11 protein-coding genes are annotated in these 22,134 nt (G+C 70.3%); 9 read left to right on the forward strand and 2 right to left on the reverse strand.

Annotation, left to right across the window (positions count from 1 at the left end):
- Positions 1-75 precede the first annotated feature (75 nt).
- Positions 76-1,404 (forward strand): response regulator, encoded by a 1,329-nt coding sequence (locus HUA75_RS15350; RefSeq protein WP_174460908.1) that lies wholly within the window; start codon positions 76-78, stop codon positions 1,402-1,404.
- A 68-nt stretch (positions 1,405-1,472) separates the two neighbouring features.
- On the opposite strand, the gene HUA75_RS15355 is transcribed toward HUA75_RS15350, so the two are convergent.
- A complete protein-coding gene (locus HUA75_RS15355; RefSeq protein WP_141641657.1) occupies positions 1,473-2,120 on the reverse strand; it encodes a hypothetical protein in 648 nt (215 codons plus the stop codon).
- A 56-nt stretch (positions 2,121-2,176) separates the two neighbouring features.
- Here HUA75_RS15355 and HUA75_RS15360 point away from each other — a divergent pair, with 56 nt between their 5' ends.
- The 4 genes from HUA75_RS15360 to HUA75_RS15375 all read left to right on the forward strand — a co-directional run bounded on the left by HUA75_RS15360 (position 2,177) and on the right by HUA75_RS15375 (position 5,333).
- Positions 2,177-2,671 (forward strand): hypothetical protein, encoded by a 495-nt coding sequence (locus HUA75_RS15360; RefSeq protein ID WP_141641658.1) that lies wholly within the window; start codon positions 2,177-2,179, stop codon positions 2,669-2,671.
- A 68-nt stretch (positions 2,672-2,739) separates the two neighbouring features.
- Positions 2,740-3,921, forward strand: a complete 1,182-nt coding sequence (gene bcp / locus HUA75_RS47725; RefSeq protein ID WP_305794729.1) for a thioredoxin-dependent thiol peroxidase — start codon at positions 2,740-2,742, stop codon at positions 3,919-3,921.
- A gap of 379 nt (positions 3,922-4,300) precedes the next feature.
- Positions 4,301-4,795 carry a hypothetical protein gene (locus HUA75_RS15370; protein ID WP_141641660.1) on the forward strand — a complete coding sequence of 165 codons (495 nt, stop codon included), beginning with the start codon at positions 4,301-4,303 and terminating at the stop codon, positions 4,793-4,795.
- Between the two features lie 100 nt (positions 4,796-4,895).
- Positions 4,896-5,333: a hypothetical protein gene (locus tag HUA75_RS15375; protein WP_141641661.1), complete on the forward strand. Its 438-nt coding sequence runs from the start codon at positions 4,896-4,898 to the stop codon at positions 5,331-5,333.
- A 40-nt stretch (positions 5,334-5,373) separates the two neighbouring features.
- Here the strand turns inward: HUA75_RS15375 and nagZ are convergent, their stop codons facing one another.
- Positions 5,374-6,438, reverse strand: coding sequence for a beta-N-acetylhexosaminidase (nagZ, locus tag HUA75_RS15380; RefSeq protein ID WP_141641672.1), 1,065 nt, complete (start codon positions 6,436-6,438; stop codon positions 5,374-5,376).
- A gap of 255 nt (positions 6,439-6,693) precedes the next feature.
- On the opposite strand from nagZ, the gene HUA75_RS15385 reads away from it, so the two are divergent.
- From HUA75_RS15385 to HUA75_RS15400, 4 genes are all read left to right on the forward strand, one after another.
- Complete coding sequence (locus HUA75_RS15385; RefSeq protein WP_246137056.1) at positions 6,694-7,134, forward strand: DUF488 domain-containing protein; 441 nt, start codon at positions 6,694-6,696, stop codon at positions 7,132-7,134.
- Positions 7,135-7,222: 88 nt separating this feature from the next.
- Positions 7,223-8,605, forward strand: a complete 1,383-nt coding sequence (gene dbpA / locus HUA75_RS15390) for an ATP-dependent RNA helicase DbpA (RefSeq protein WP_141641662.1) — start codon at positions 7,223-7,225, stop codon at positions 8,603-8,605.
- An 875-nt stretch (positions 8,606-9,480) separates the two neighbouring features.
- Positions 9,481-16,545, forward strand: coding sequence for an SDR family NAD(P)-dependent oxidoreductase (locus HUA75_RS15395; RefSeq protein ID WP_371746117.1), 7,065 nt, complete (start codon positions 9,481-9,483; stop codon positions 16,543-16,545).
- Complete coding sequence (locus HUA75_RS15400) at positions 16,542-22,130, forward strand: type I polyketide synthase (protein WP_174486812.1); 5,589 nt, start codon at positions 16,542-16,544, stop codon at positions 22,128-22,130. Before HUA75_RS15395 ends, HUA75_RS15400 begins: the two co-directional genes overlap by 4 nt.
- Positions 22,131-22,134: the final 4 nt, after the last annotated feature.

Consider the following 22,134-nt stretch of genomic DNA (forward strand, 5'->3'; position numbering starts at 1 on the left):
ATCCACCGTGGAAACCGGAACTCGGGGGTAGATTGTCCCACCCCACCGCCTTCATCTGGTAGCGTACGACCCGCGATGGCCGCCCCCAGAATCCTCGTCGTCGATGACAACCCGGAGCTTCTTTCCCTCCTCACGCAGCTGTTCGAGGACGCGGGCTACGAGGTCGTCGGCGCCAGCCGCGGCAGGCAGGCGGTTGACGTCGCTCGGGCCAATCCCCCCGGCGCGGCCGTCTTGGACATCCTGCTGCCGGACATGATGGGCTACCACCTGGCGGACGCGCTGCGGAAGGACAACCCCCAGCTCCCGCTGCTCTTCATCACCGGCGTCTTCAAGGGCGGCAAGCACGCGCTGGAGGCCCGGCAGAAGTACCAGTCCGCCGGCTACTTCGAGAAGCCGTTCGAGGCGCAGAAGCTGCTGGAAGCCGTCACCAAGGTCCTCCCTCCGGAAAAGAAGGCCCCGCCCGCCGGCTCCCTCCAGGACGCCTTCGAGGTGGAGCTGGACATCGACGTGGAGGAGGAGGGCCCCCAGGATGTGATGGAGCTGACGGGCCGCATCAAGGTGACGGGCGGCGGCAACATCACCGCGGAGATTCGCGGCGCCAACCTCACCGCCAGCCCCATGCAGAAGGTGCCGGCCACCCAGGTGCGGTCGCCCGCGCCGGGCCGTCCGCCGGACTCTCCTCCCGCGGGCTCGGGCGCGCCGGGCAGCCGCCGGGGCGAGCTGAAGGACAACCTGCCCTCGTTGCTCACCGCCTACTACCTCTCCCGTGAGACGGGCGAGCTGGGCATCCAGCGCGGCAAGGTGAAGAAGGTCGTCTACTTCGAGAAGGGCATGCCGGTGTTCGCCCTCTCCAACCTGCTGGCGGACCGCTTCGGGCAGTTCCTCGTCCGCGTGGGGAAGATCAAACCCGAGCAGCTCCAGGATGCCTCCGCCGTGGCGGGAGCGACGAACCGGCGCACCGGCGACGTGCTGGTGGAGCGCGGGCTGCTCAAGGACACCGAGCGGCTCTACTACGTGGGCCAGCAGGTGAAGGCCGTCATCTACTCGCTCTTCGCGTGGGAAGAGGGCACGTATCTGATGAGCTTCCGGGAGAAGGCCAGCTCGGAGTCCATCAAGCTGGACGTGCACCCGGCCAACCTCATCGTCCGCGGCATCAAGAAGCTCTACAAGCCGGAGCGCCTGCGCCGGCTGCTGCAGCCGGAGGACCGGCTCATCCCCGCGGTGGCCCCGGCGTACCAGCTCAACGAAGTGGAGCTGGAGCGGTGGGAAGCGGAGCTGTTGCCCAAGATTGACGGCAACCGCACCGTCGCGGAGCTGCTGGCGTTCGCCAACCGCCCCGAGCACGTCGTCTACGGCTTCCTGGTGGCGATGATGGCGCTGGGCATCCTGGACAAGCGCTCGTAGCGCGTCCGGGTCGCCGGGCGGGCGCCTGCTTGGAGCCTGGGGCGCCCGGGGTGGCTTGGAGTTCGAGCTCAGCCGCCCGTCAGGCGGGAGCCAATCCAGAACAGGCCGAGCGCACCGGAGCCCACGGCGACGACGCGCTGCACCCAGGTGGTGATGCGGTCGTTGAGGCGGGTGAGGCCCTCGGCGAAGAGCAGGCCCACGGTGCCCATGCCGATGAGGATGCCCAGCGCGAAGCCGGGCAGGTACGTCCACGCGGCCAGGCTCATGCTTCCGCCGACGAGCAGCGGGGGCAGGGCGAGCAGCAACGAACGCACGCCGCTGACGGCCATCAGCGCGCCGGCGGCGGTGCTGACGGTGTGCACGTGCTCGTGCGGCTCCTTGGAGTGGCCGGGCAGGTGGGGGTGGCCGTGGTTCAGGCTGTTGGGGAACAACAGCGCCGTCACGGCGAGGGCCACCAGCACGGCGCCGCCGAAGATTTCGGCCCAGCGCTCGAAGGTCTCGGACAGGCCCACGCCGGCCAGGAGGCACAGGGAGGCGATGCCGCCCAGCATGGCCGCGTGCCCCAGCGCGAAGCGGAAGGCGGTGGCGATGGCCGCGCGACGCCGGCCCCCATTCAGGGTTCCGAGCGTGGCCACGGCCGCGCAATGGTCCGGCCCCACGGCGTGGAGCAGGCCCTGGGACAGACCGAGCAGGAAGGCAAGGAGAATGGGCTGCACGACGCGGACCCTACCCGCGCTTCCCTCCGGAGGCCAGCAAGAGGTACCTACGCGTCATGTGGACTGCCTTCCGACCGCTGCCGGCCGCGCTTTCACTCGTGTTTTGTTGGGTCCTCTTCACCGGGTGTGACTCGGGGAAGAAGCAATTCCAGGAAGCCAATGCGCAGTACGAGGCGCTGGTGGACCGGGGCGTGCCGCCGACGGACCCGGCGTGGGACGCGGTGGTCGCGTCGCTGGAGAAGGTGCCCGCGAATTCGCGCTCGCGTCCGGAAGCCGACAAGCGTCTTTCGGCCATTCGTGGCCTGCGGGGCAGCCTGCCTCCGCGTCCGTTGGCGACCCCCGGCGCGACGGGGCCCGGCACCAGCGAGGCGGACGTGAAGCGCGCCGCGTGCGAGGCGCTGGCGAAGAAGCTGGGACAGGCGTCGGACGAGGCCACTCGCGAGCCACTGCACAAGGCGCTCGAACAGTGTCACGCGGACCTGGTCCGGCTGGAGGCCAAGAGCCACCCCCCCGGGGAAGAAGGCCACGAGCATGGGAGTCCGCCGCATTGACGCCGTGTGACGTCGCTCACGGATGATTGAGAACACGTCGGGTTTGTGGCTATGGAGCGCGCATGCCCATGCCCCAAGCAGGTGACGCGGCTCCCGACTTCGTGCTTCAGGACCAGGACGGCAACTCCGTGACGCTCTCGCAGCTCGCGGGGAAGAACGTCGTCCTCTATTTCTATCCGAAGGATGACACTCCCGGATGCACCGTGGAGGCGTGCAGCTTCCGCGACGAGCACTCGGTGCTGGAGGCCGCTGGAGCGGTGGTGCTCGGCGTGTCCGCGGACAGCACCGCGAGCCATCGCAAGTTCGCGACCAAGTTCAACCTTCCCTTCCCGCTGCTGGCGGACACCGAGCACCAGGTGTCGGACGCCTACGGCGTCTGGGGGGAGAAGTCGCTGTATGGACGCAAGTTCCTGGGCATCAACCGCGCCACGTTCCTGATTGGACCGGACGGCAAGGTGAAGCAGGTGTGGCCGAAGGTGAAGGTGAACGGCCATGTGGTGGAGGTCCTCGCCGCGCTGGGGGCGAAGCCGAGTGCTCCGGTGTCGGGCGGGTCCGCGTTAGAGGTGGAGGCGGCGGCGCCCGAACTGCCCGCGGCGTCCGTGAAGGACTCGGAGTGGGTAGATGAACTCACGCCGCTCTCGGGCACTCCGTTGACGGCGCCGGCGCAGGTGACGAAGTTCGAGCCCGCGAAGCGGAAGTCCGCGGCGACGAAGGCTCCCGCGAGCAAGACCGCGTCGCAGGATGAGACGCCGGCCGGGGCGGCTGTCGCGGTGACGACCGCGCCCGAGAAGAAGGCCGCGCCCGAGAAGAAGGCCGCGCCCGCGAAGAAGCCGGCCTCCGAGAAGAAGGCCGAGCCCGCGAAGAAGTCGGCCTCCGAGAAGAAGGCCGCGCCTGTGAAGACCGAGCCTGTGAAGGCCGCGCCCGAGAAGAAGGCCGCGCCCGCGCAGAAGACCTCCGCGAAGAAGGCAGCGCCCGCGCAGAAGACCTCCGCGAAGAAGGCCGAGCCCGTGAAGAAGGCGGCCGCGCAGAAGACCTCCGCGAAGAAGGCAGCGCCTGTGAAGAAGGCGGCCGCGAAGAAGGCCGGGCCCGCGAAGAAGGCAGCGCCTGTGAAGAAGGCAGCCGCGAAGAAGGCGTCCGCGAAGAAGGCCTCGCCCGCGAAGAAGACCTCCGCGAAGAAGTCGCCCACGAAGAAGGGGGTCTCGGCGAAGAAGTCCGCGCCCGCGAAGAAGTCAGCTGCGAAGCGGAAGTAGCGGAGCGCTGCCGTGAAGCAGGCCACTTCCCAGATGCGTGGACGCGGCGCTTCAAGCCTCGTCCCCGTATCTGGGGATGAGGCGCCACGGAGCACTGCCTGTGCGGCGACGACGGTCGTACTCGGACGCACGGTGCTTTGAACCAGGCAAGGGAGCAGGGAATCGCCGCGCAAAATTTGCGGCGAGACGCGGGCTTCTGTCCCGAAGAAGTCTCAATCCACCGTGACCATGCAGAAGACGGTGCGCGAGCGCCGAGGAGGGCGTAACTGAGCAAGCGGCCCAAGCGGCCGCCGTGTACCCGCCTCGTGGTTTGGACACCAGACGTGCCCATTCTCCTGGGATGCGGGGGACTTGAAGACAGACATCCGAGGAGTGGGACATGCGCGAGCGGAATTTCCGGCGGTGGGCTCAGGTGGCGGCGTTGACGGTGGGTGTCATGGGCGCGGTGGGCTGCGGTGGCCTGCCCGAGACAGGGGGCAAGCAGCCGGGCGAGAGTCGCGGCGGGCCGTTCGCTCAGCGTGGCATCCAGCCGGATGCGCTCCTGGACATGCAGGGCAACGTGCATCCCGAGAAGTCCCCGCCCTGGTTGATGGTCGCGGACCGGGGCCACAACGGCACCATCAAGGACATTGGCTCCAGCATCGACCCGCGCACGCCCAAGCTGGAGGGACAGCAGAACAAGTCTCTCTGGGACGACAAGGGGAAGATGATGGAGGACCGGTACGGCAGCGAGGGTGGCGCCACCTTCGCGCCGACGGCACAGGGGCTGGGCGGCGAGGATGGCGCGCTTCAGAGCGGCTCGACAGACTTCAACCACGGTTGGGGTTACCGGCCGCTGGGCTGGCAGGACCGCAACGCTCGGCTGCGGCGCTAGGTTCGACTCGGGCGGACGGCTGATTCTTCGCCGGCATCCGCGTACGAGGATGGGTATCCATCCCTCTGGGGCCTGAATGGCTCGCCGGAGGGATGGACACATGAACCAGGGAAACATTCGCCGCTGGCTCCTACCCGGCGCGCTGGCCGTCGCTTCGTTGGTGGGCACGGCGTGTCACCGGGAGGAAGAGCGCGTCCGTCGGGAGATTCCCAGGACGGGCGGCCCCTATCAGGGCGTCGCCAATGACTCGCAGCCCTTGAGCAGCTTCGGCCCGGGAACGGGTGGCTCGGGCACGCCCGACATCGCGCCAGTGCAGGACATCGTGGGCACGAACCTGCCGCCCACGGCGGTGGGCAATGTCCCTCCGCGTGTGGAGCCCGGCATCGCGGCGGGCTCACCGACAGCGATTCAGAAGGAGCAGCAGGAGCAGGACGCACCGCCCCAGGGTGCCCCACCCGCGAAGAACACGACGGATGGAACGTCGGCCCCGAAGCCAGGGGATGCTCCTCCACGCGAGGATTCCCAGGTGCCGCACTAGTTGCTCGGTGCACGGGGCCGGTGCCCCGTGGCCGTCACGCTCATCGAGACGCGAGCATGACCTCGGTGGGGTCCTTGCCCGCGAAGGCGCTGTCGAGCCCCTTGGCGAGCGCGTGATGCTCGGCGCCCCCCAGGGTGGCGAGCCGGTCCTCCGCCGGGTGCGCGAAGCGCGCGGCGAGTACGTCGAGCCTGCGGTGCGCCTCGGTGATGCGCTCGCGCGGAATCCTGCCGGACTCCACTGCCTTCACCACGGCCTCGATGGCGCGACGCTGCACCTCCGCGTGGTGGCACACGAGGAACAGGTCCACGCCCGCGAGCGTGCCCTGCACCGCCGCCTCCTCCACCGTGTAGTGGTCCGCGATGGCCTTCATCTCCAGGTCGTCGCTGACGAGCACGCCGTCAAAGCCCAGCTCCTCGCGCAGCACCCCCGTGAGCACGCGCTCGCTCATCGTCGCGGGCACGCCCTTGTCCAGCGCGTCGAACAGGACATGGGCCGTCATCAGCGAGGCCAGCCGCGCCTGCGCGAAGGCCCGGAAGGGCACCAGCTCCACACGCCGCAGCCGCTCCAGATCATGCGCCAGCCTGGGCAGCGTCAGATGGCTGTCCGTGGTCGTGTCACCATGCCCGGGGAAGTGCTTGCCGCAGGAGGCGATGCCACCGGCCTCCAGGCCCCGCGCGAGCGCCACACCCAGCCGCGCCACCTCCTCCGCGTCCCGGCTGAAGCTCCGGTCCCCAATGACGGGATTGGCTGGGTTGGTGTCCACATCCAGCACCGGCGCGAAATCCCAGTCGAAGCCCACCGCGCGCAGCTCGTGCGCCAGCAGCCGCCCCACGCGCTCCACCAACCGGGCGTCCCCGCGCTGTCCCAGCTCGCGCATCGGGGGCAGGGCGGTGAACGGCGCCCCGCGCAGCCGCGCCACCCGTCCTCCCTCCTGGTCCACCGAGAGGATGAAGGGCCGACCCGCGCGCGTCTTCAGCTCGCGGCACAGCGTCGCCGTCTCCTGCGCCGTACCCACGTTGCGCTTGAAGAGGATGGCGCCATAGACGCCGTCATCCATCAGGGCCGCCAGGTCGGCGTCGATGCGAGTCCCAGGAAAGCCCACCATGAACAGGCGGGCGCAGTCGCGGTAGAGGGCGGAGGCGGTCACGGGACGCAGTGTCGCAGAACCCGGGCCTCAGCTGGATACCGTTCCTTCGAGGTACGCACCGGGCGTCGTCTGCCCGTCACCTCCCGGGCGGTCATGTCCGCTGGCCGCCATCCCGGTCCGCCCGGGGCAGGGGTCGCCCGGCTCCTCCACGTGGCTTCCGGCGGGCTCCTCGCATCGTCATGTTGAGGCACGGCGGCGAGGCGCCAGCGCGGGATGCCAGGGCGCCTGCCCGTCCACCTGTCGGGGGAGCACGGGACGATGATTCAAATCGAGCGGGTGTATCACCACCTGGAGCCGCACGACTCGGAGGGGGCTCGCTTCCTCGTCGAGCGACTGTGGCCACGAGGTATCAAGAAGACCCACCTGAAGCTGGATGGCTGGCTCAAGGACGTGGCGCCCAGCACGGAGCTGCGCAAGTGGTACGGCCATGAGCCCGCGCGCTGGGAGGAGTTCCAGCGCAGGTACGCCCAGGAGCTGCGGGAGCATCGCGAGGCCCTGGCGCCGCTCGTCGAGGCGGCCCGACGGGGAGACGTGACGCTGCTGTTCAGCGCGCGGGACGAGGACCACAACAGCGCCGTCGTCCTGAAGGCGCATCTGGAGCGCGGGCTGCGTCCAGCCAGGCGGCGCTCGCGCCAGCACCCGACGGTGCATTGACACAGGGGCTTGTTCCGCCACGGACGGCTGCTACAAGGGCCCCGGGATTCCGAGGCACCTTCCGCGCCTCCGTTCAATCGAGGCCCTGATGGATTTCGCCACGCTCGAGCTGTCTCCACCCTTGCTCCAGGTCATCGCCGAGCTGGGTTTCCAGGCCGCCACGCCCATCCAGGCGCAGAGCATCCCCGTGTTGCTCAAGGGCAAGGACCTGGTCGGCCAGGCGCGCACCGGCAGCGGCAAGACGGCGGCCTTCGCGCTGCCCATGCTCCAGCACGTCCAGCTCCAGGACCGACGCCTGCAGGGGCTGGTGCTCTGCCCCACGCGAGAGCTGTGCGCCCAGGTGGCGGGAGAGATTCGCAAGCTGGGGCGCCGGCTGCCGGGCCTTCAGATATTGGTGCTGGCGGGCGGACAGCCCATCCGGCCGCAGTTGGAGGCGCTGGAGAAGGGCGTGCACATCGCGGTGGGGACGCCCGGCCGGGTGATTGATGTGCTGGAGCGCGAGGCGCTGGAGACGAAGCGCCTGGGCACGGTGGTGCTGGACGAGGCGGACCGGATGCTCGACATGGGCTTCCGCGAGGACATGGAGCGCATCATCGGCGCGATGCCGTCACGGCGTCAGACGGTGCTCTTCTCCGCGACGTTCCCTCCAGACATCGCGGCCCTGAGCCGCGCGTTCCAGAAGGACCCCGTGCGCGTGACGGTGGAGGACACCGAGGCCACGCCCGCGATTCGTCAGGTCCGCTACGACACGAAGCCCGAGGACAAGACCCAGCAGTTGCTGCGCGTGCTCCGGCTCTACCAGCCGTCCTCCGCCATCGTCTTCTGCAACCACAAGGCGACGGTGGTGGAGCTGACGAAGGCGCTCTCCGACGCGGGCGTCAGCGTGGACGGACTCCAGGGGGACCTGGAGCAGTTCGAGCGGGACCGGGTCATGGCGAAGTTCCGCAACCTCACCACGCGGGTGCTCGTCGCCACGGACGTGGCGGGGCGAGGCATCGACGTGGAGGCGCTCGACGCCGTCGTCAACTTCGACATGCCCTTCCAGCCGGAGCCGTACGTGCATCGCATCGGACGCACGGGACGCGCGGGGCGCACGGGGCTCGCCATCGCGCTGGTGGCGCCGAACGACAAGCGCAAGGTGGAAGAGATTGAGCAGTCCCTGGGCCTGAAGCTGGAGCCGGGCGACGCGGCGGAGCTGGAGGCCGCGGCGTCGAAGCCGGGCTCGCTCGGCTCGGATTGGGAGACGCTCTACATCTCCGCCGGGCGCAAGGACAAGATGAGGCCGGGAGACATCCTCGGCGCGCTGACGGGTGAGGCGGGTGGCTTCGCCGCCACGGACGTCGGCAAGATTGAAATCCAGGACCACATCTCCTACGTCGCCGTCGCGCGCCGCGTGATCAAGGTGGCCTTCCAGCGCTTGAGCGAGGGCAAGATCAAGGGCCGCAAGCACAAGATTGAGCGCGTGAAGTAGCCGCCCGCGGAGAACGAACCCGCACGCGGAACGGGCCAGGCCCGCACCTTCTGGCCCTCCCACCCGCGACGGGTGACTCCGTCATGCGGGAATCCTCCAGTGCTGAGTGGCTTGCCGCTTCTGGGCGGGATGCCTCCCGTGGAGGTTCGCCGCGCCAGGGCAGCACCCTGCCATGCGGTGGCGCCGAGGACCGGTGCCCTCACGGCGCATGACCTGATGCGGGCTCGTGCCTCGCACGACCTGGGAACGAGGTGGATGGCCCGGGCCGTGTCACGTGTCGCGGCGGGGTGACGGGACTCCCCGCTTCCAGCCCGCATGAATTTGTGGCGTCCGTGCATCAGCTTCGAGTCTTTGCGATGGCTGTCTGACGAATGCCAGGTAAAGGCAATCGCGAGAGGGCGTCGCTCTGCCGACACGATGAAATTTCTATGAGTGTGTTGCCCGGCCCGAGGACCGCGTGACGGCCTTCGTTCGTGGCGCTCTCGAGAAGGCAGGTCGAATTTCCTGGACGCGGCGGTGTCCACCGTCTGCCTGTCCTGTGCGGGTATCTCCGAGGGCGCAAGTCATGGATGGCAGTTGTGCAATGTTTTTGCCCGACGAGAGACGCCAGACTCGCCTCGTGGTTGTCTGACTGGGGTCATCAGGCAAATTCATACAGACGTGGCCCCGTTTGTTGGGGGGCCACGGTTTTCGCAACCCTGTTTTGTTTTCCAGCAAAACAGGCGGTGCCGCTTTATGACTTGCAACGCACGACAATCTTTGGCATCTATTTTTCCCGCATCGCGTCAAATAGAGGGGAAACGGGTTATGCCCGTTTACGTCTCGCTTTCCAGGAAAACGTCATTGGCTTGCGGGCGCGCGAGTTAGAGGTTCCAGTGTCAGCGAACGATAGTGTGGTGAAGGACGGCCTGGCTGGGATCCAGGCGCGTCTGGCCCGTGTGCTTGCACAACGGTTGGGAGTCGATGCGCGCCAGTTGGACGTGCGCGAGAGCTTCAGCAGGTATGGGCTGGACTCCGTGATGGCCACGGGTTTCATCGCGGAGTTGGGAGCGATGCTCGGGCGGCCGTTGTCACCCACGCTCGCCTGGGAATTCCCTACCCTGGAGTCCCTGGCCGCGCACCTCTCTGGAGCGCGGGCTCGCCCGACCTCGCAGGTCCTTCCCAGACACTCGATGGAGGATGAGCCCATCGCGGTGATTGGCATGGCGTGTCGTCTTCCCCAGGCCCCCCACCCGGAGGCGTTCTGGCGTCTGCTCGCGGGCGGGACGAATGCCATCTCCGAGGTCCCCGCCGAGCGCTGGGACGTCAACCGTCTTTATGATCGCGACCCCGCGGCTCCCGGCAAGGTGACCTCCCGCTGGGGGGGGTACCTGGACCGGGTGGATGGGTTTGACCCGCTCTTCTTTGGCATCTCACCCAAGGAAGCGCTCCACATGGACCCGCAGCAGCGGCTCATGCTGGAGCTGACCTGGGAGGCATTGGAGGATGCGGGCATCCCAGCGGACCGGCTGCGGGGCTCGCCCACGGCTGTCATGTTCGGCGCCGTCTGGATGGATTACGAGGCGCAGCTGCAGCGGCTCGGCTTGCGGCGCATCTCTTCGTACACCGCCACGGGTTACCACCACAGCATCATCGCCAACCGCATTTCCTACGTCCTGGGTCTGCGGGGGCCGAGTCTGTCCATGGACTCGGCGTGTTCGTCTTCACTGACAGCGGTGCATCTGGCCTGTGAGAGTCTTCGCAGGGGCGAGTCGACCCTGGCCCTGGTGGGCGGCGTGAACCTGACGCTCGCGCCCGACAGCACGGTCGCCCTTTCCAAGCTCGGCGCCCTCTCTCCGGACGGTCGCTGCTACACCTTCGATGCCCGCGCCAACGGGTTCGTGCGGGGCGAGGGGGGCGGTGTGGTCGTGCTCAAGCCCCTCTCCCAGGCTCTCGCGGATGGCGACTCCATCTGCTGTGTCATCCGAGGCAGTGCCCTCAACAACAACGGTGGAAGCAACGGCCTCACCGCGCCCAACACCAGCGCCCAGGCGGAGGTGATTCGCCAGGCCTGCGCCCGCGCGGGGGTCGCGACGACCGACGTGCAGTACGTCGAGGCCCATGGCACCGGCACGCAGCTCGGTGACCCGATGGAGGCCCGCGCGCTGGGCGAAGTGCTCGGTGAGGGGCGACCCGTCGACAAGCCCCTGCACATCGGTTCGGCCAAGACGAACGTCGGCCACCTGGAGGCCGCCGCGGGCATCACCGGGCTCATCAAGGTCGCCCTGTCCATCCGGTACCGGGCGCTCCCTCCGAGCCTCCACTTCGAGACGCCCAATCCGCTCATCCCCTTCGAGGCGCTGCGGCTGGAGGTCCAGCGCACCCTGACGGATTGGCCGGAGCCGGACCGGAAGCTCCTCGCGGGGGTCAGCTCCTTCGGCTTCGGCGGCACCAACTGCCACGTCCTGCTCGAGGAGCCGGACGCGCCCCGAGCCGAACTCGTGCGCGTGTCGGCGGAGAGTCCGGAGGCGCTCCGGGCCGCGGCGCAGCGGCTGTTCGAGCGTCTGGACGGCGCCATCCACCAGCCCTGGTCCGAGCTGCTGCGCTCGGCGGCGGACGAAGACGGGGCGCACGCGCATCGCCTGGCGATGACGGTCCGGTCGCGCAAGGACCTGCGCGCGAGCCTCCAGTCCTTCCTGGCCGGAGAGGCCCGGGCGGGCGTGTGCGTGGGCAGCGTGGGGCCCGAGCACGGCTGGAAGCCGGTCTTCGTCTTCTCCGGCCATGGCGCGCATTGGCCCGGCATGGGGTTGTCCCTCATGCGCACCGAGCCGGTGTTCCGGGCCGTGATGATGCGGTGTGAGCGGCTCATCCAGCAGAACGTGGGCTGGTCGCTGCTGGAGGTGCTGGGCGCGGAGGACTCGGCGGCGCGGCTGAAGCGAATCGACATCGCGCTGCCCGCCATCGTCGTCCTGGAGATGGCCTTGACGGCGCTCTGGCGCTCCTGGGGCGTCGAGCCCGCGATGGTGATGGGGCACAGCATCGGCGAGGTGGCGGCGGCCCATGCCGCGGGCATCCTGGGCCTGGAGGACGCCGTCCGCGTCGTCTGCTTCCAGAGCCGGCAGATGCACCGGCGCAGTGGCGAGGGCGCGATGGCGCTCGTGGCCGTGCCCTGGGCCGAGGCCGCCGAGCTGCTGGTGGGCTACGAGGGGCGGCTGGACCGCGCCATCGACTCCGGCCCGGACTCGACGGTGTTGTCGGGGGAGCCCGCGGCGCTCGCCGAGGTGCTCGCCGCCTTGCAGGCGCGTGGCGTGTTCTGCCGCCAGGGAGACATCGACGTGGCGGCGCACAGCCACCAGATGGACGTGCTGGGTGAGGTGCTCATCGAGGAGCTGCGGGGAATTCGTCCCGCGTCCGCGCGCCTCCCCATGGTGTCCGGTGTCACCGCCGCGGTGTTGGAGGGTGCGCAGGCCGATGCCCCCCACTGGCAGAAGAACATCGCGATGCCCACGCTCTTCACGGGCGTGCTCACCCACGCGCTTGGCGAGGGGCACCGCGTCTTCCTGGAGGTGGGCCCCCACGCGATTCTCAAGCACCCCATCGAGTCGACCCTGCGCCACGCCGGTCAGCAGGGGCTGTTCGTCCCCACCCTGCGTCGACAGGAGGACGCGCGGGGCACGATGCTCGACACCCTGGGCGTCCTGTATGTCCACGGCCAGCCGGTCCGCTGGGAGTCGGTTTCCAGGGGGAGCGTGGAGGAGGGCGAGGCGTCGGCGCGTGTGCTGCCCCTGTCGGCCCGAAGCCCCGATGCCCTGACGTCCCTGGCCTCCGCCTTCCGTGACGTGCTGGCCGAGGACTCGGGTGCGTCGCTCGAGGACCTCACCTACACGGCGGGCGTGCGCCGCGGTCAGCTTTCGCACCGCCTGGCGGTGGTGGGTGGCTCGCGGCGGGAGATGGCGGAGGCGCTGGAGGCCTTCGTGCGTGGCGAAGCCCATCCGGGCGTGAGCCACGGGAAGGTGAGTCCGGAGGGGAAGGCCAAGGTGGCGTTCGTCTTCCCCGGTCAGGGCTCGCAGTGGCTGGGCATGGGCCGCCAGCTCCTCGCCGAGGAGCCCGTGTTCCGCGAGGCCATCGAGGCCTGCGAGCGCGCGATGCGGCCCCATGTGGACTGGTCGCTCACCGAGGAGCTCCTCGCCGAGGAGCCGCGCTCGCGCCTTCAGGACATCGACGTCGTGCAGCCGGTGCTGTTCTCGATGCAGGTGGCGCTGGCCGCGCTGTGGCGCTCGCGGGGAATCACGCCGGATGCGGTGGTGGGCCACAGCATGGGCGAGGTGGCCGCGGCGCACGTGGCCGGTACGCTGAGCCTGGAGGACGCGGCGCGCATCATCTGCCTGCGCAGCCAACTGCTTCGCGGCAAGAGCGGGCAGGGGGCCATGGCCGTGGTGGAGCTTGGCTTGGAAGAGGCCCGCGCGGCCCTGACGGGCTACGAGACGCGGCTCTCCGTGGGGGTGAGCAACAGCGCGCGCTCGACGGTGCTCTCCGGTGACACCGAGGCCCTGGAGGCGCTGCTGCCCACGCTGGAAGGGCGGGGCATCTTCTGCCGCCGGGTGAAGGTGAACGTCGCCTCGCACAGCCCTCAGATGGACTCGCTGAAGGACGACCTCCTGCGTGTGCTGGAGGGCCTCGCGCCCCAGCCCGCGCCGGTGCCCATCTACTCCACCGTCACGGGGCAGACGAGCGACGGGGGCGACTTCCATCCGGCTTACTGGGTCCGGAACCTGCGCGAGCCGGTGCTGTTCCACGGCGCCGTCGAGCAGCTCTTGGAGGACGGCTACAGCGTGTTCCTGGAGGTGAGCCCGCATCCGGTGCTGCTCGCGCCCATCGAGGAGACACTGCGCGAGTCGAAGCGGGAGGCCCTCGCGCTCGCGTCGCTGCGGCGACAGATGCCTGAGCGGCGCAGCCTCCTGGAGTCGCTCGCGGCGCTGTACGCCTGGGGGTGCTCCGTCGACTGGTCCTCGCTGCACCCCTCGGGTGGGCGGGTCGTCGCGCTGCCTGGCTACCCGTGGCAGCGGGAGCGCTACTGGCTGATGGACGAAGCGGAGGCGGACCCGGAGCTCAGGGGCTCCGGGGACGAGGGGCGCGCGGGACATCCCTTGCTCGGCGCTTCGCTGTCCTCCTCCGTGCAGCCCGGCACCCACTTCTGGGAGCGGAGCGTGAGCACGGCGGCGTTCCCGTATCTCTCCGACCACTGCGTCTGGGGGGACGTCGTCTTCCCGGGCGCGGCCTATCTGGAGCTGGCGCTCTCCGCCGGAGCGGAGGTGCTGGGTGAGGCGGGGCTCGTGCTCGAGAACGTCTCCCTCAGCGAGATGCTCGCGCTCAAGCCGGCGGAGTCGCGGCGCGTGCAGGTGGTGCTGAACGAGGAGGAGGCGGGGCATGCCTCCTTCCAGATTTCCAGCCGCGCCGAGGGCGACGCGGGCTGGCGCAAGCATGCGGCGGGGCGCCTGCGCCGTGAGGAGCACGCGGCCACGAGGCCCGTCTCCGAGCCTCCCGAGTCACTGCGGCAGCGGCTCCCCGTGGAGCTCTCCTCCGAGGCCCACTACCAGCGCAGGCAGGAGCAGGGGCTCATGTACGGCCCCACGTTCCAGGGCCTGCGGCGGCTGTGGCGAAGCGAGCGTCAGGGGTTGGGGCGCGTGGAGCTTCCCGAGCAGGTGGCCGCCGAGAGCGGAGCGTACCGGCTTCATCCCGCGCTCCTGGACGCGAGCCTCCAGGTCGCGGTGGAGCTGATTGCATCCGTGGCGGAGGCGTCGGCCGTTGCGCCCACCTATGTGCCGGTGGGACTGGGCCGGGTGCGGCTCTTCCAGCGGCCTGGGCGCGCGGTGTGGGTCCACGTGACTTCCGTGGGCGACGGGGCGGCGAACGAGCGGGAGCGCTCCTTCGACCTGCGGCTCCTGGATGACCAGGGACAGGTGCTGCTGGAGCTGGACGAGCTGCGCCTGTACCGGCTCGACGCGGGCGTCGCGGCCCGCAAGGCGCTCGGTGAGTGGCTCTACCAGGTGGATTGGGAGAAGCAGCCCCTGCCGGTGGAGCCGACGTGGCCGGAGCGCACACCGGGAAGCTGGTTGATTCTCGGTGACCAGGGGGGCGTGGGGCAGGCGCTGTCCACCCTGCTGCGAGCGCGCGGGGAGACGTGCGTGCTCGTCGTCCCTGGAGAGACGTATCGGCTCACGGGGCCGGGGCGCGCCGAAGTGGACCCCCGGAACGTGGAGCACCTGCGCCGGCTGCTCGGGGAAGCGCTGGGGGCCGGGACGCCTCCTTGCCGCGGGGTGGTGCACCTGTGGAGCCTCGATGTCGCCGCGAATGACGTGCTCACGCCTCGGACGCTGGAGGACTCGCGCCGGTCCACCACCACCAGCGTGCTGCACCTGACGCAGGCGCTCTCCCAGGTGGGCTGGAGGGATGCTCCCCGCCTCTGGCTGACCACGCGGGGCGCGCGGTCCGTCGGCGGGTCGCCGGAGCGCGTCGCGGTGGCGCAGGCGCCGCTCTGGGGCTTGGGACAGGTGCTGGCCGTGGAGCAGCCGGACCTGCGCTGCACGCGCGTGGATGTCGAGGGCGGTGTGGACGCCTGCGCCGACGCGCTCCTCCGCGAGCTGTCGTCCACGACGTTCGAGGACCAGTCCGCCTGGCGCGGTGGCACGCGCTTCGTGGCGCGGCTGTCCAGGGCCCCGGACGCGCTGGTCGCTCGGGAGCCCTCGACGCTGCTTCGCGACGACGGCACCTATCTCATCACGGGTGGACTCGGCGGACTGGGGCTCGAAGTCGCCCGCTGGCTCGTCTCCCATGGGGCGCGTCACCTGCTCCTGCTGGGGCGCCGTGCTCCCACCGAGGCCACCGAGCACGTACTCACGGAGCTGCGCCAGACGGGCGCGCGCGTGGAGTCCTTCCAGGCGGATGTCGCCGTCGCGGATGACGTGGCGCGAGCGCTGGCCCGGGTGGACGAGGCGATGCCACCGCTGCGCGGCGTGTTCCACGCGGCCGGGCTCCTCGAGGATGGCCTGCTGCTCAACCTCACCGAGGAGCGCTTCGCCTCGGTGATGGCACCCAAGGTCCTGGGGACCTGGAACCTGCACGCCCAGACGCACCACCTGCCGCTGGAGCACTTCGTGCTCTTCTCCAGCGTGGCCGCCTCGCTGGGCACCCCGGGGCAGGCGAACTACGCCTCCGCCAACGCGTTCATGGACGCGCTGGCCCATGACCGCCGCGCGCGGGGACTGGCCGCGCTGAGCATCAACTGGGGAACCTGGACGAGCGTCGGGCTCGCGGCGGCGCAGTCCAACCGGGGTGAGCGGCTCGAGGCCCGGGGCCTGCGGGGCATGTCTCCGGACAAGGCGCTCAGCGTGCTCGGAATGGTGATGGGACAGGCGCGGCCACAGCTCAGCGTGATGTCGTTCGACGCGAGGCAGTGGCTGGGCTTCTACCTGTCCGCGGCGCAGTCGCCCTACTTCACCCGGCTCGCCCAGGAGCCTTCTGCCCGGCCCTCCGTGAGCGCGGGACGGAGCCGGATTCGCGAGCAGCTCTTCGCCGCTCGTGCTTCCGAGCGACGGGCCCTGCTGGATGGCCACCTGCGCGAGCTGGTGGGCGGCGTGCTGCGCATGGCGCCCGCGCGCATCGACCCGAGGACGCCCTTGATGAACCTGGGGCTCGACTCGCTGATGAGCATGGAGATTCGCAACCGCCTGGAGGCGGCGCTCGGGCTGAAGCTCAGCGCGACGGTGGTGTGGACCTATCCGACGGTGGCCACGCTCGCGCCCTTCCTGGCGGAGAAGCTGGGGCTTCCGCTCGAGGACCGGGCTCCGGAGCCACGGGACGAAGCGGCGCCGCCGGCCATCGCCGAGGCGAGTGCGATTGACGAGATGTCCGAAGAGGAAGTCGAGCGGCTGTTCGCTCAGCGCATGGGGCAGGGCACATGACGAGCTTCGCGGAGAAAATCGCGCAGTACTCCCCCAAGCGGCTCGCGCTGCTCGCGATGGACCTCAAGTCCCGCCTGGACGCGGTGGAGGGCACCCGCTCGGAGCCGGTGGCCATCATCGGCATGGGGTGCCGTTTCCCGGGTGGAGGCAAGGACCCGGAGTCGTACTGGAACCTCCTGCGCGATGGCGGGGACGCCGTCACCGAGGTGCCCTCCTCGCGGTGGACGCGTGAGGAGATGGCGCGGATGGACCCCGAGGCCCTGGAGAAGCTGGGGGCGCGGTGGGGGGCCTTCATCCAGGACGTGGACCAGTTCGATGCGGACTTCTTCGGCATCTCGCCGCACGAGGCGCACCGGATGGACCCGCAGCAGCGCATCCTCCTGGAGGTCGCCTGGGAAGCGCTGGAGGACGCCGGGCAGGACATGTCGCGGCTCGCGGGCAGCCGCACGGGCGTGTTCATCGGGGTGTACAGCGACGACTACGCGTTGCTCCAGGTGGGCAACCCGTCCGCGCGTGACTCCAGCAGCGTGACGGGCGCCATCAACTGCGTGGTGCCGGGGCGCCTGTCCTACCTGCTCGACTTCCAGGGCCCCTGCCTGACCGTGGACACCGCGTGCTCCTCGTCCCTGGTGGCGCTGCATCTGGCCGCGCAGAGCTTGCGGAACCAGGAGTGCTCGATGGCGCTGGCGGGCGGCGTCAACCTCATCCTCTCGCCGCTCTCCTCGAGCAGCGTCTCCAGGGCCCAGGCGCTGTCGCCGGATGGGCGCTGCAAGACCTTCGACGCGCGCGCCAACGGCTTCGTGCGCGGCGAGGGCTGTGGCGTGGTCGTCCTCAAGCGGCTGTCGGATGCCATCGCCGCCAAAGACCCCATCCTGGCGCTCGTGCGCGGCTCGGCCGTCAACCAGGACGGCAAATCCGCGGGGCTGACGGCGCCCAACGTGCTCGCCCAGAAGGCGCTCATCCGTCAGGCGCTCCAGAGCGCGAACCTGGAGCCCGCCGACATCGACTGCGTCGAGGCGCACGGGACGGGGACGTCGCTGGGTGACCCCATCGAGATGGAGGCGCTCCACGAGGTCTACGCCAGCGGCAGGTCCGCGCGGCAGGCGCTCATCGTGGGCGCGGCGAAGACGAGCATTGGCCACCTGGAGTCGGCCGCGGGAATCGCCGGCATCATCAAGATGGTCCTCTCGCTGCGGCACGAGGCCGTTCCGCCGCTCACGCACTTCCAGCGGCTCAACCCGCGAATCGACTTCACCGGCGAGTCCATCACCCTCCCGACGTCACTCCACCCGTGGCCCGTCCAGGCCGAGCGCAAGCGCCGAGGCGCGGTCAGCTCGTTCGGCATCAGCGGGACGAACGCGCACGTGATTCTCGAGGAGCCGCCCGCGCCCGTGGCCGCGCCGTCCCAGCGCGCGGCGGGTGCCCACCTGCTGCCCCTGTCGGCGCGCTCGCCCGCCGCGCTCCAGGCCCTGGCGCGCGGTTATGCAAGCCTCCTCGTGGCGTCGCCGGACGTGTCGCTCCGGGACGTCTGCTACACGGCCTCGCTGCGGCGCACCCACCAGGAGTACCGCCTGGCCGTCGCGGGCGACTCCCCGGCCGCCATCGCCGAGAAGCTCCAGGACCTCGCCTCGTCGGGCGTCACCGCCGCCATGAAGGGCACGGACGAGCGGCCCAAGGTGGCCTTCGTGTTCCCGGGTCAGGGCTCGCAGTGGCACGGCATGGGTCGTCAGCTCCTCGACCAGGAGCCTGTCTTCCGCGAGGCGCTCGAGCGCATCGACGCGGCCATGCGCCCCCATGTGTCCTGGGGGTTGCTCGACGTGCTCCGGGCGCCCTCCGAGTCGTCGCGCCTGGGGGAAATCGACGTCGTGCAGCCGGTGCTGTTCGCCATGGCCGTGGCGCTGTCGGCCCTCTGGCGCTCCTGGGGAATCGAGCCGGACGCGGTGGTGGGGCACAGCATGGGCGAGGTGGCCGCGGCGCATGTGGCGGGCGCGCTCACCCTGGAGGATGCGGCGGCCATCATCTGCCTCAGGAGCAGGCTGCTCAAGCGCATCAGTGGCCAGGGCGCGATGCTGGCGACGGAGCTGTCCCTGGCGGACGCGCGCAAGGTCCTGGTGGGGCATGAGCAGCGCGTGGCCATCGCGGTGAGCAACAGCCCGACGTCCACGGTGCTGTCCGGCGATGCGGTGACGCTCGAGGAGCTTCGCGGGTCGCTCGAAGCCCGCAACGTGTTCTGCCGCTGGGTGAAGGTCGACGTGGCCTCTCACAGCCCGCAGGTCGACTGCCTGCGAGAAGAGCTGCTCTCCGTCCTCTCCTCGGTCCGGCCGCGCTCCGCCTCGGTGCCCATCGTCTCGACGGTGACGGCCACCGGCTGTGATGGCTCGGGCTTCGATGCGGCGTACTGGGTGCGCAATCTGCGTGAGCCGGTGCTCTTCTCCTCGGCCGTGCTCGGCCTGGTCGAGGGCGGGCACACCGTGTTCATGGAGATGAGCCCGCATCCGATTCTGCTGCCCGCCGTCGAGCGGTGCATGCAGCACGCGGGACGCGAAGGGGTGACGGCTCCTTCCCTGCGCCGCGAGGAGTCCGAACGCACGGTGATGCTGGAGTCCGTGGGCGCGCTGTACCGCGCGAGCTGCCCCGTGGCGTGGACGCGGCTGTTCCCGGAGGGCGGACAGGTCGTCCCGCTGCCCACGTATCCCTGGCGGCACAAGCGGTACTGGCTCGACGCGGTGGCGACGCCCGTCGTCTCCATCGCCGAGCAGGTGACATCCCTGAAGGGCCGACCGGTCCGTGTCGCGCATGGAGCGGATGGCCAGATTTTCGAGCTGGAGCTGGGCAGCACCTCCCTGCCGTGGCTGGGGGCGCACCGGCTGGGCGGCGTCGCAGTGGTCCCTGCCTCGGCCCTGGTCGAACTCGCGCTGAGCGCCGCGTCCGAGTCGCTGGGCTCAGGCGCCCGGGAACTCTCCGACGTGGAGTTCGAGCGCGCGCTGGTGCTGACGGAGTCCTCGCGGCGCCTCGTGCAGGTCCACCTCTCCTCGGCTTCGGAGGGGCGGCACGTGTTCCATCTCCACAGCCGGGCGGTGGATGGAGCCGCGTCCGAGACGGAGTGGGTGCGGCACTGCCGGGGCCAGGTCCGGCCGCTGGGGGTGCTCACGGGAGTGCCGGACGTCATCGAGGCGGTGCGCTCGCGCTGCGCACAGCACGTCCAGGGCGCGGCCATCTACGAGGAGCTGGAGCGCAGCGATGTCCAGTACGACGCGCCGCTGCGGACGCTGAGTGAAGCCTGGAGGCGGCCCGGTGAGGCGCTCGGGCGCGTGGTGATGGGACCGGAGCGGATGCAGGAGTCCGCGCGCTACCAGCTCCACCCGGCGCTGCTGGACGCGGGGCTCCAGACCCTGGCGCTCGCCCTCGCGGCGGAGCCCGAGAAGGCCGCCCTGTTCATGCCCCTGAGCCTCGAATCGTTCGAGTGCCTTCCGGGCCGCGCGGACGTCCAGTGGGCCCATGTGTCCATCGCGCCCACGGTCCGCTCCGAGGAGCGGGTGGGGACGCTGACGTTGCTGGATGCCGCCGGTCGCCAGGTGGCCGTGGCGCGTGGGGTGCGGCTGCGGCGCGTGGCGACGGAGCGGCTGCTTGAAGTGCTGGGCGAGGTTCGCACCCAGGACTGGTTCCATGACGTGACGTGGGAGCCCAGGCCGGTGTGCGTGGCCCCGCCTGTGCCCGCGGACTGGCTGGTGTTCGTCGATGGTGGGGGCTGGGGCGCCGGGCTCGTGGAGGCGCTGCGCCGCCAGGGTGCTTCGCCTGTCACCGTGACCTCGGGAGGCGGATTCCAGCGGCTGGATGCACGGCGCTTCGTGGTGGACCCGAAGCGGCCGGAGGACATGGAGCGCCTGCTGCGCGAGTTGCCCGCGCTGCCCTCGGGACACGAAGGCCGTGCACTCTTCCTGTGGGGCCTCGACGCGGTGCTCGACGAGCAGACGGGGACGCCGGAGTCCTGCGTGGCCGCGCTGCACCTGGTGAAGGCGCTCATGGGCGCACCTGGCCGCGCGCGGCTCTGGATGGTCACTCGGGGCGCACAGGTCACCGGCGTGGGCGCCGAGCGGGTGTCGCTGGCCCAGGCGCCGCTGTGGGGCATGGGTCGCAGCGTGTCCCTGGAGCAGCCCGGCGTATGGGGAGGCCTCATCGACCTGTCTCCGGAGCGTCATCCCGAGGAGGCGCTGGCGGTGCTTCGCGAGGTCTCCGCGTTCGGCGTGGATGGCGAGGACCAGCTCGCGCTCCGCGAGGGGCGTTCGCTGGTGGCCCGTCTTACCCGTGGCCGGGTGACGGCACCCACGGAGCCGCTGAGGCTGCGCCAGGACGCGACCTACCTCGTCACGGGTGGGCTCGGCGGACTGGGCCTGAAGGTGGCGCGGTGGTTGGTGGAGCGGGGCGCGCGGCACCTCGTCCTGCTGGGCCGTGGGGGGCTGTCGGGCTCCGGCGACGCGGCGTCGGAGCGGCGCCGTGAGGCACTCGAGTCGCTCCGGGCACTCGGTGCGACTGTCACCGCGCTGGCCGCCGACGTGGCGGACCGGGAGCGGATGGCGACGCTCCTGCGCGAGACGGCCGAAACGCTTCCTCCGCTGCGTGGGGTGATTCACGCCGCGGCGCTCCTGACGGAGCGACGGCTGGAGGACCTGGACCTCACGGCGATGACGGCGATGCTGCGGCCGAAGGTGCTCGGCACCTGGGTGCTTCATGAGCTGACTCGCGGGTTGGCGCTCGACTTCTTCGTGATGTTTTCGTCGACGTCGACCTTGTGGGGCGCCTCCGGCCTGGCGCACTACGCGGCGGGCAACCAGTTCCTGGAGGCGCTGGCGCACCACCGAAGGGCCTCGGGGCTGCCCGCGACCACCCTGCACTGGGGGACGTGGGACGAGATTGGCGGCGAGCGCGCCGACAGCGTGCGCGGCTTCGCGCGCTTCGGACTCAATCCCATGGCTTCGGAGCGTGCGCTCGATGCGATGGGTCAGGTGCTGGGCTCGGGCGCGAGCCACAAGACGGTCGCGTCGGTGAACTGGAGCGTGCTCAAGCCCATCTGGGAGGCCCGGCGCCGCCGGCCCTTCCTGCGACACATGGGCGAGTCCGCGTCCGCGTCGGTGGGTGAGGCGTCTTCGCGGGCGCGGTTGCTCGCGGAGCTCCAGTCGCTTCCGCCCGACCGCCGCTTCGACACGCTGGTGCTCCGCATCCAGGGAGAGGTCGGGCGCATCCTCGGGTTCGCGCCCTCCGAGCTTCCCCCCACGGACCGGGGCTTCTTCCAGATGGGCATGACGTCCCAGATGTCCGTGGAGCTGCGCGCGGTGCTCCAGCGGGGCCTGGAGAAGGAGCTGCCCGCGAGCCTCGCGTTCGACCACCCCACCGTCATGGCGTTGGCGAAGCGTCTGGCCAGCAGTGTCACCGCGGTGGAAATCCCCCTGCCCACCGTGGCGGGGGCGCAAGAGCCGCGAGCGCAGGTGGCGCCCGCGCAAATCGATGACCTCTCCGCGCGCCTGTCGCAGGTCACGGAGCTGTCCGACGACGAAGTCGAGCGGTTGATTGCACAGAAGCTGAGCTGACGCG

Source organism: Myxococcus sp. CA040A (assembly GCF_013336725.1).
Lineage (GTDB): Bacteria > Myxococcota > Myxococcia > Myxococcales > Myxococcaceae > Myxococcus > Myxococcus llanfairpwllgwyngyllgogerychwyrndrobwllllantysiliogogogochensis.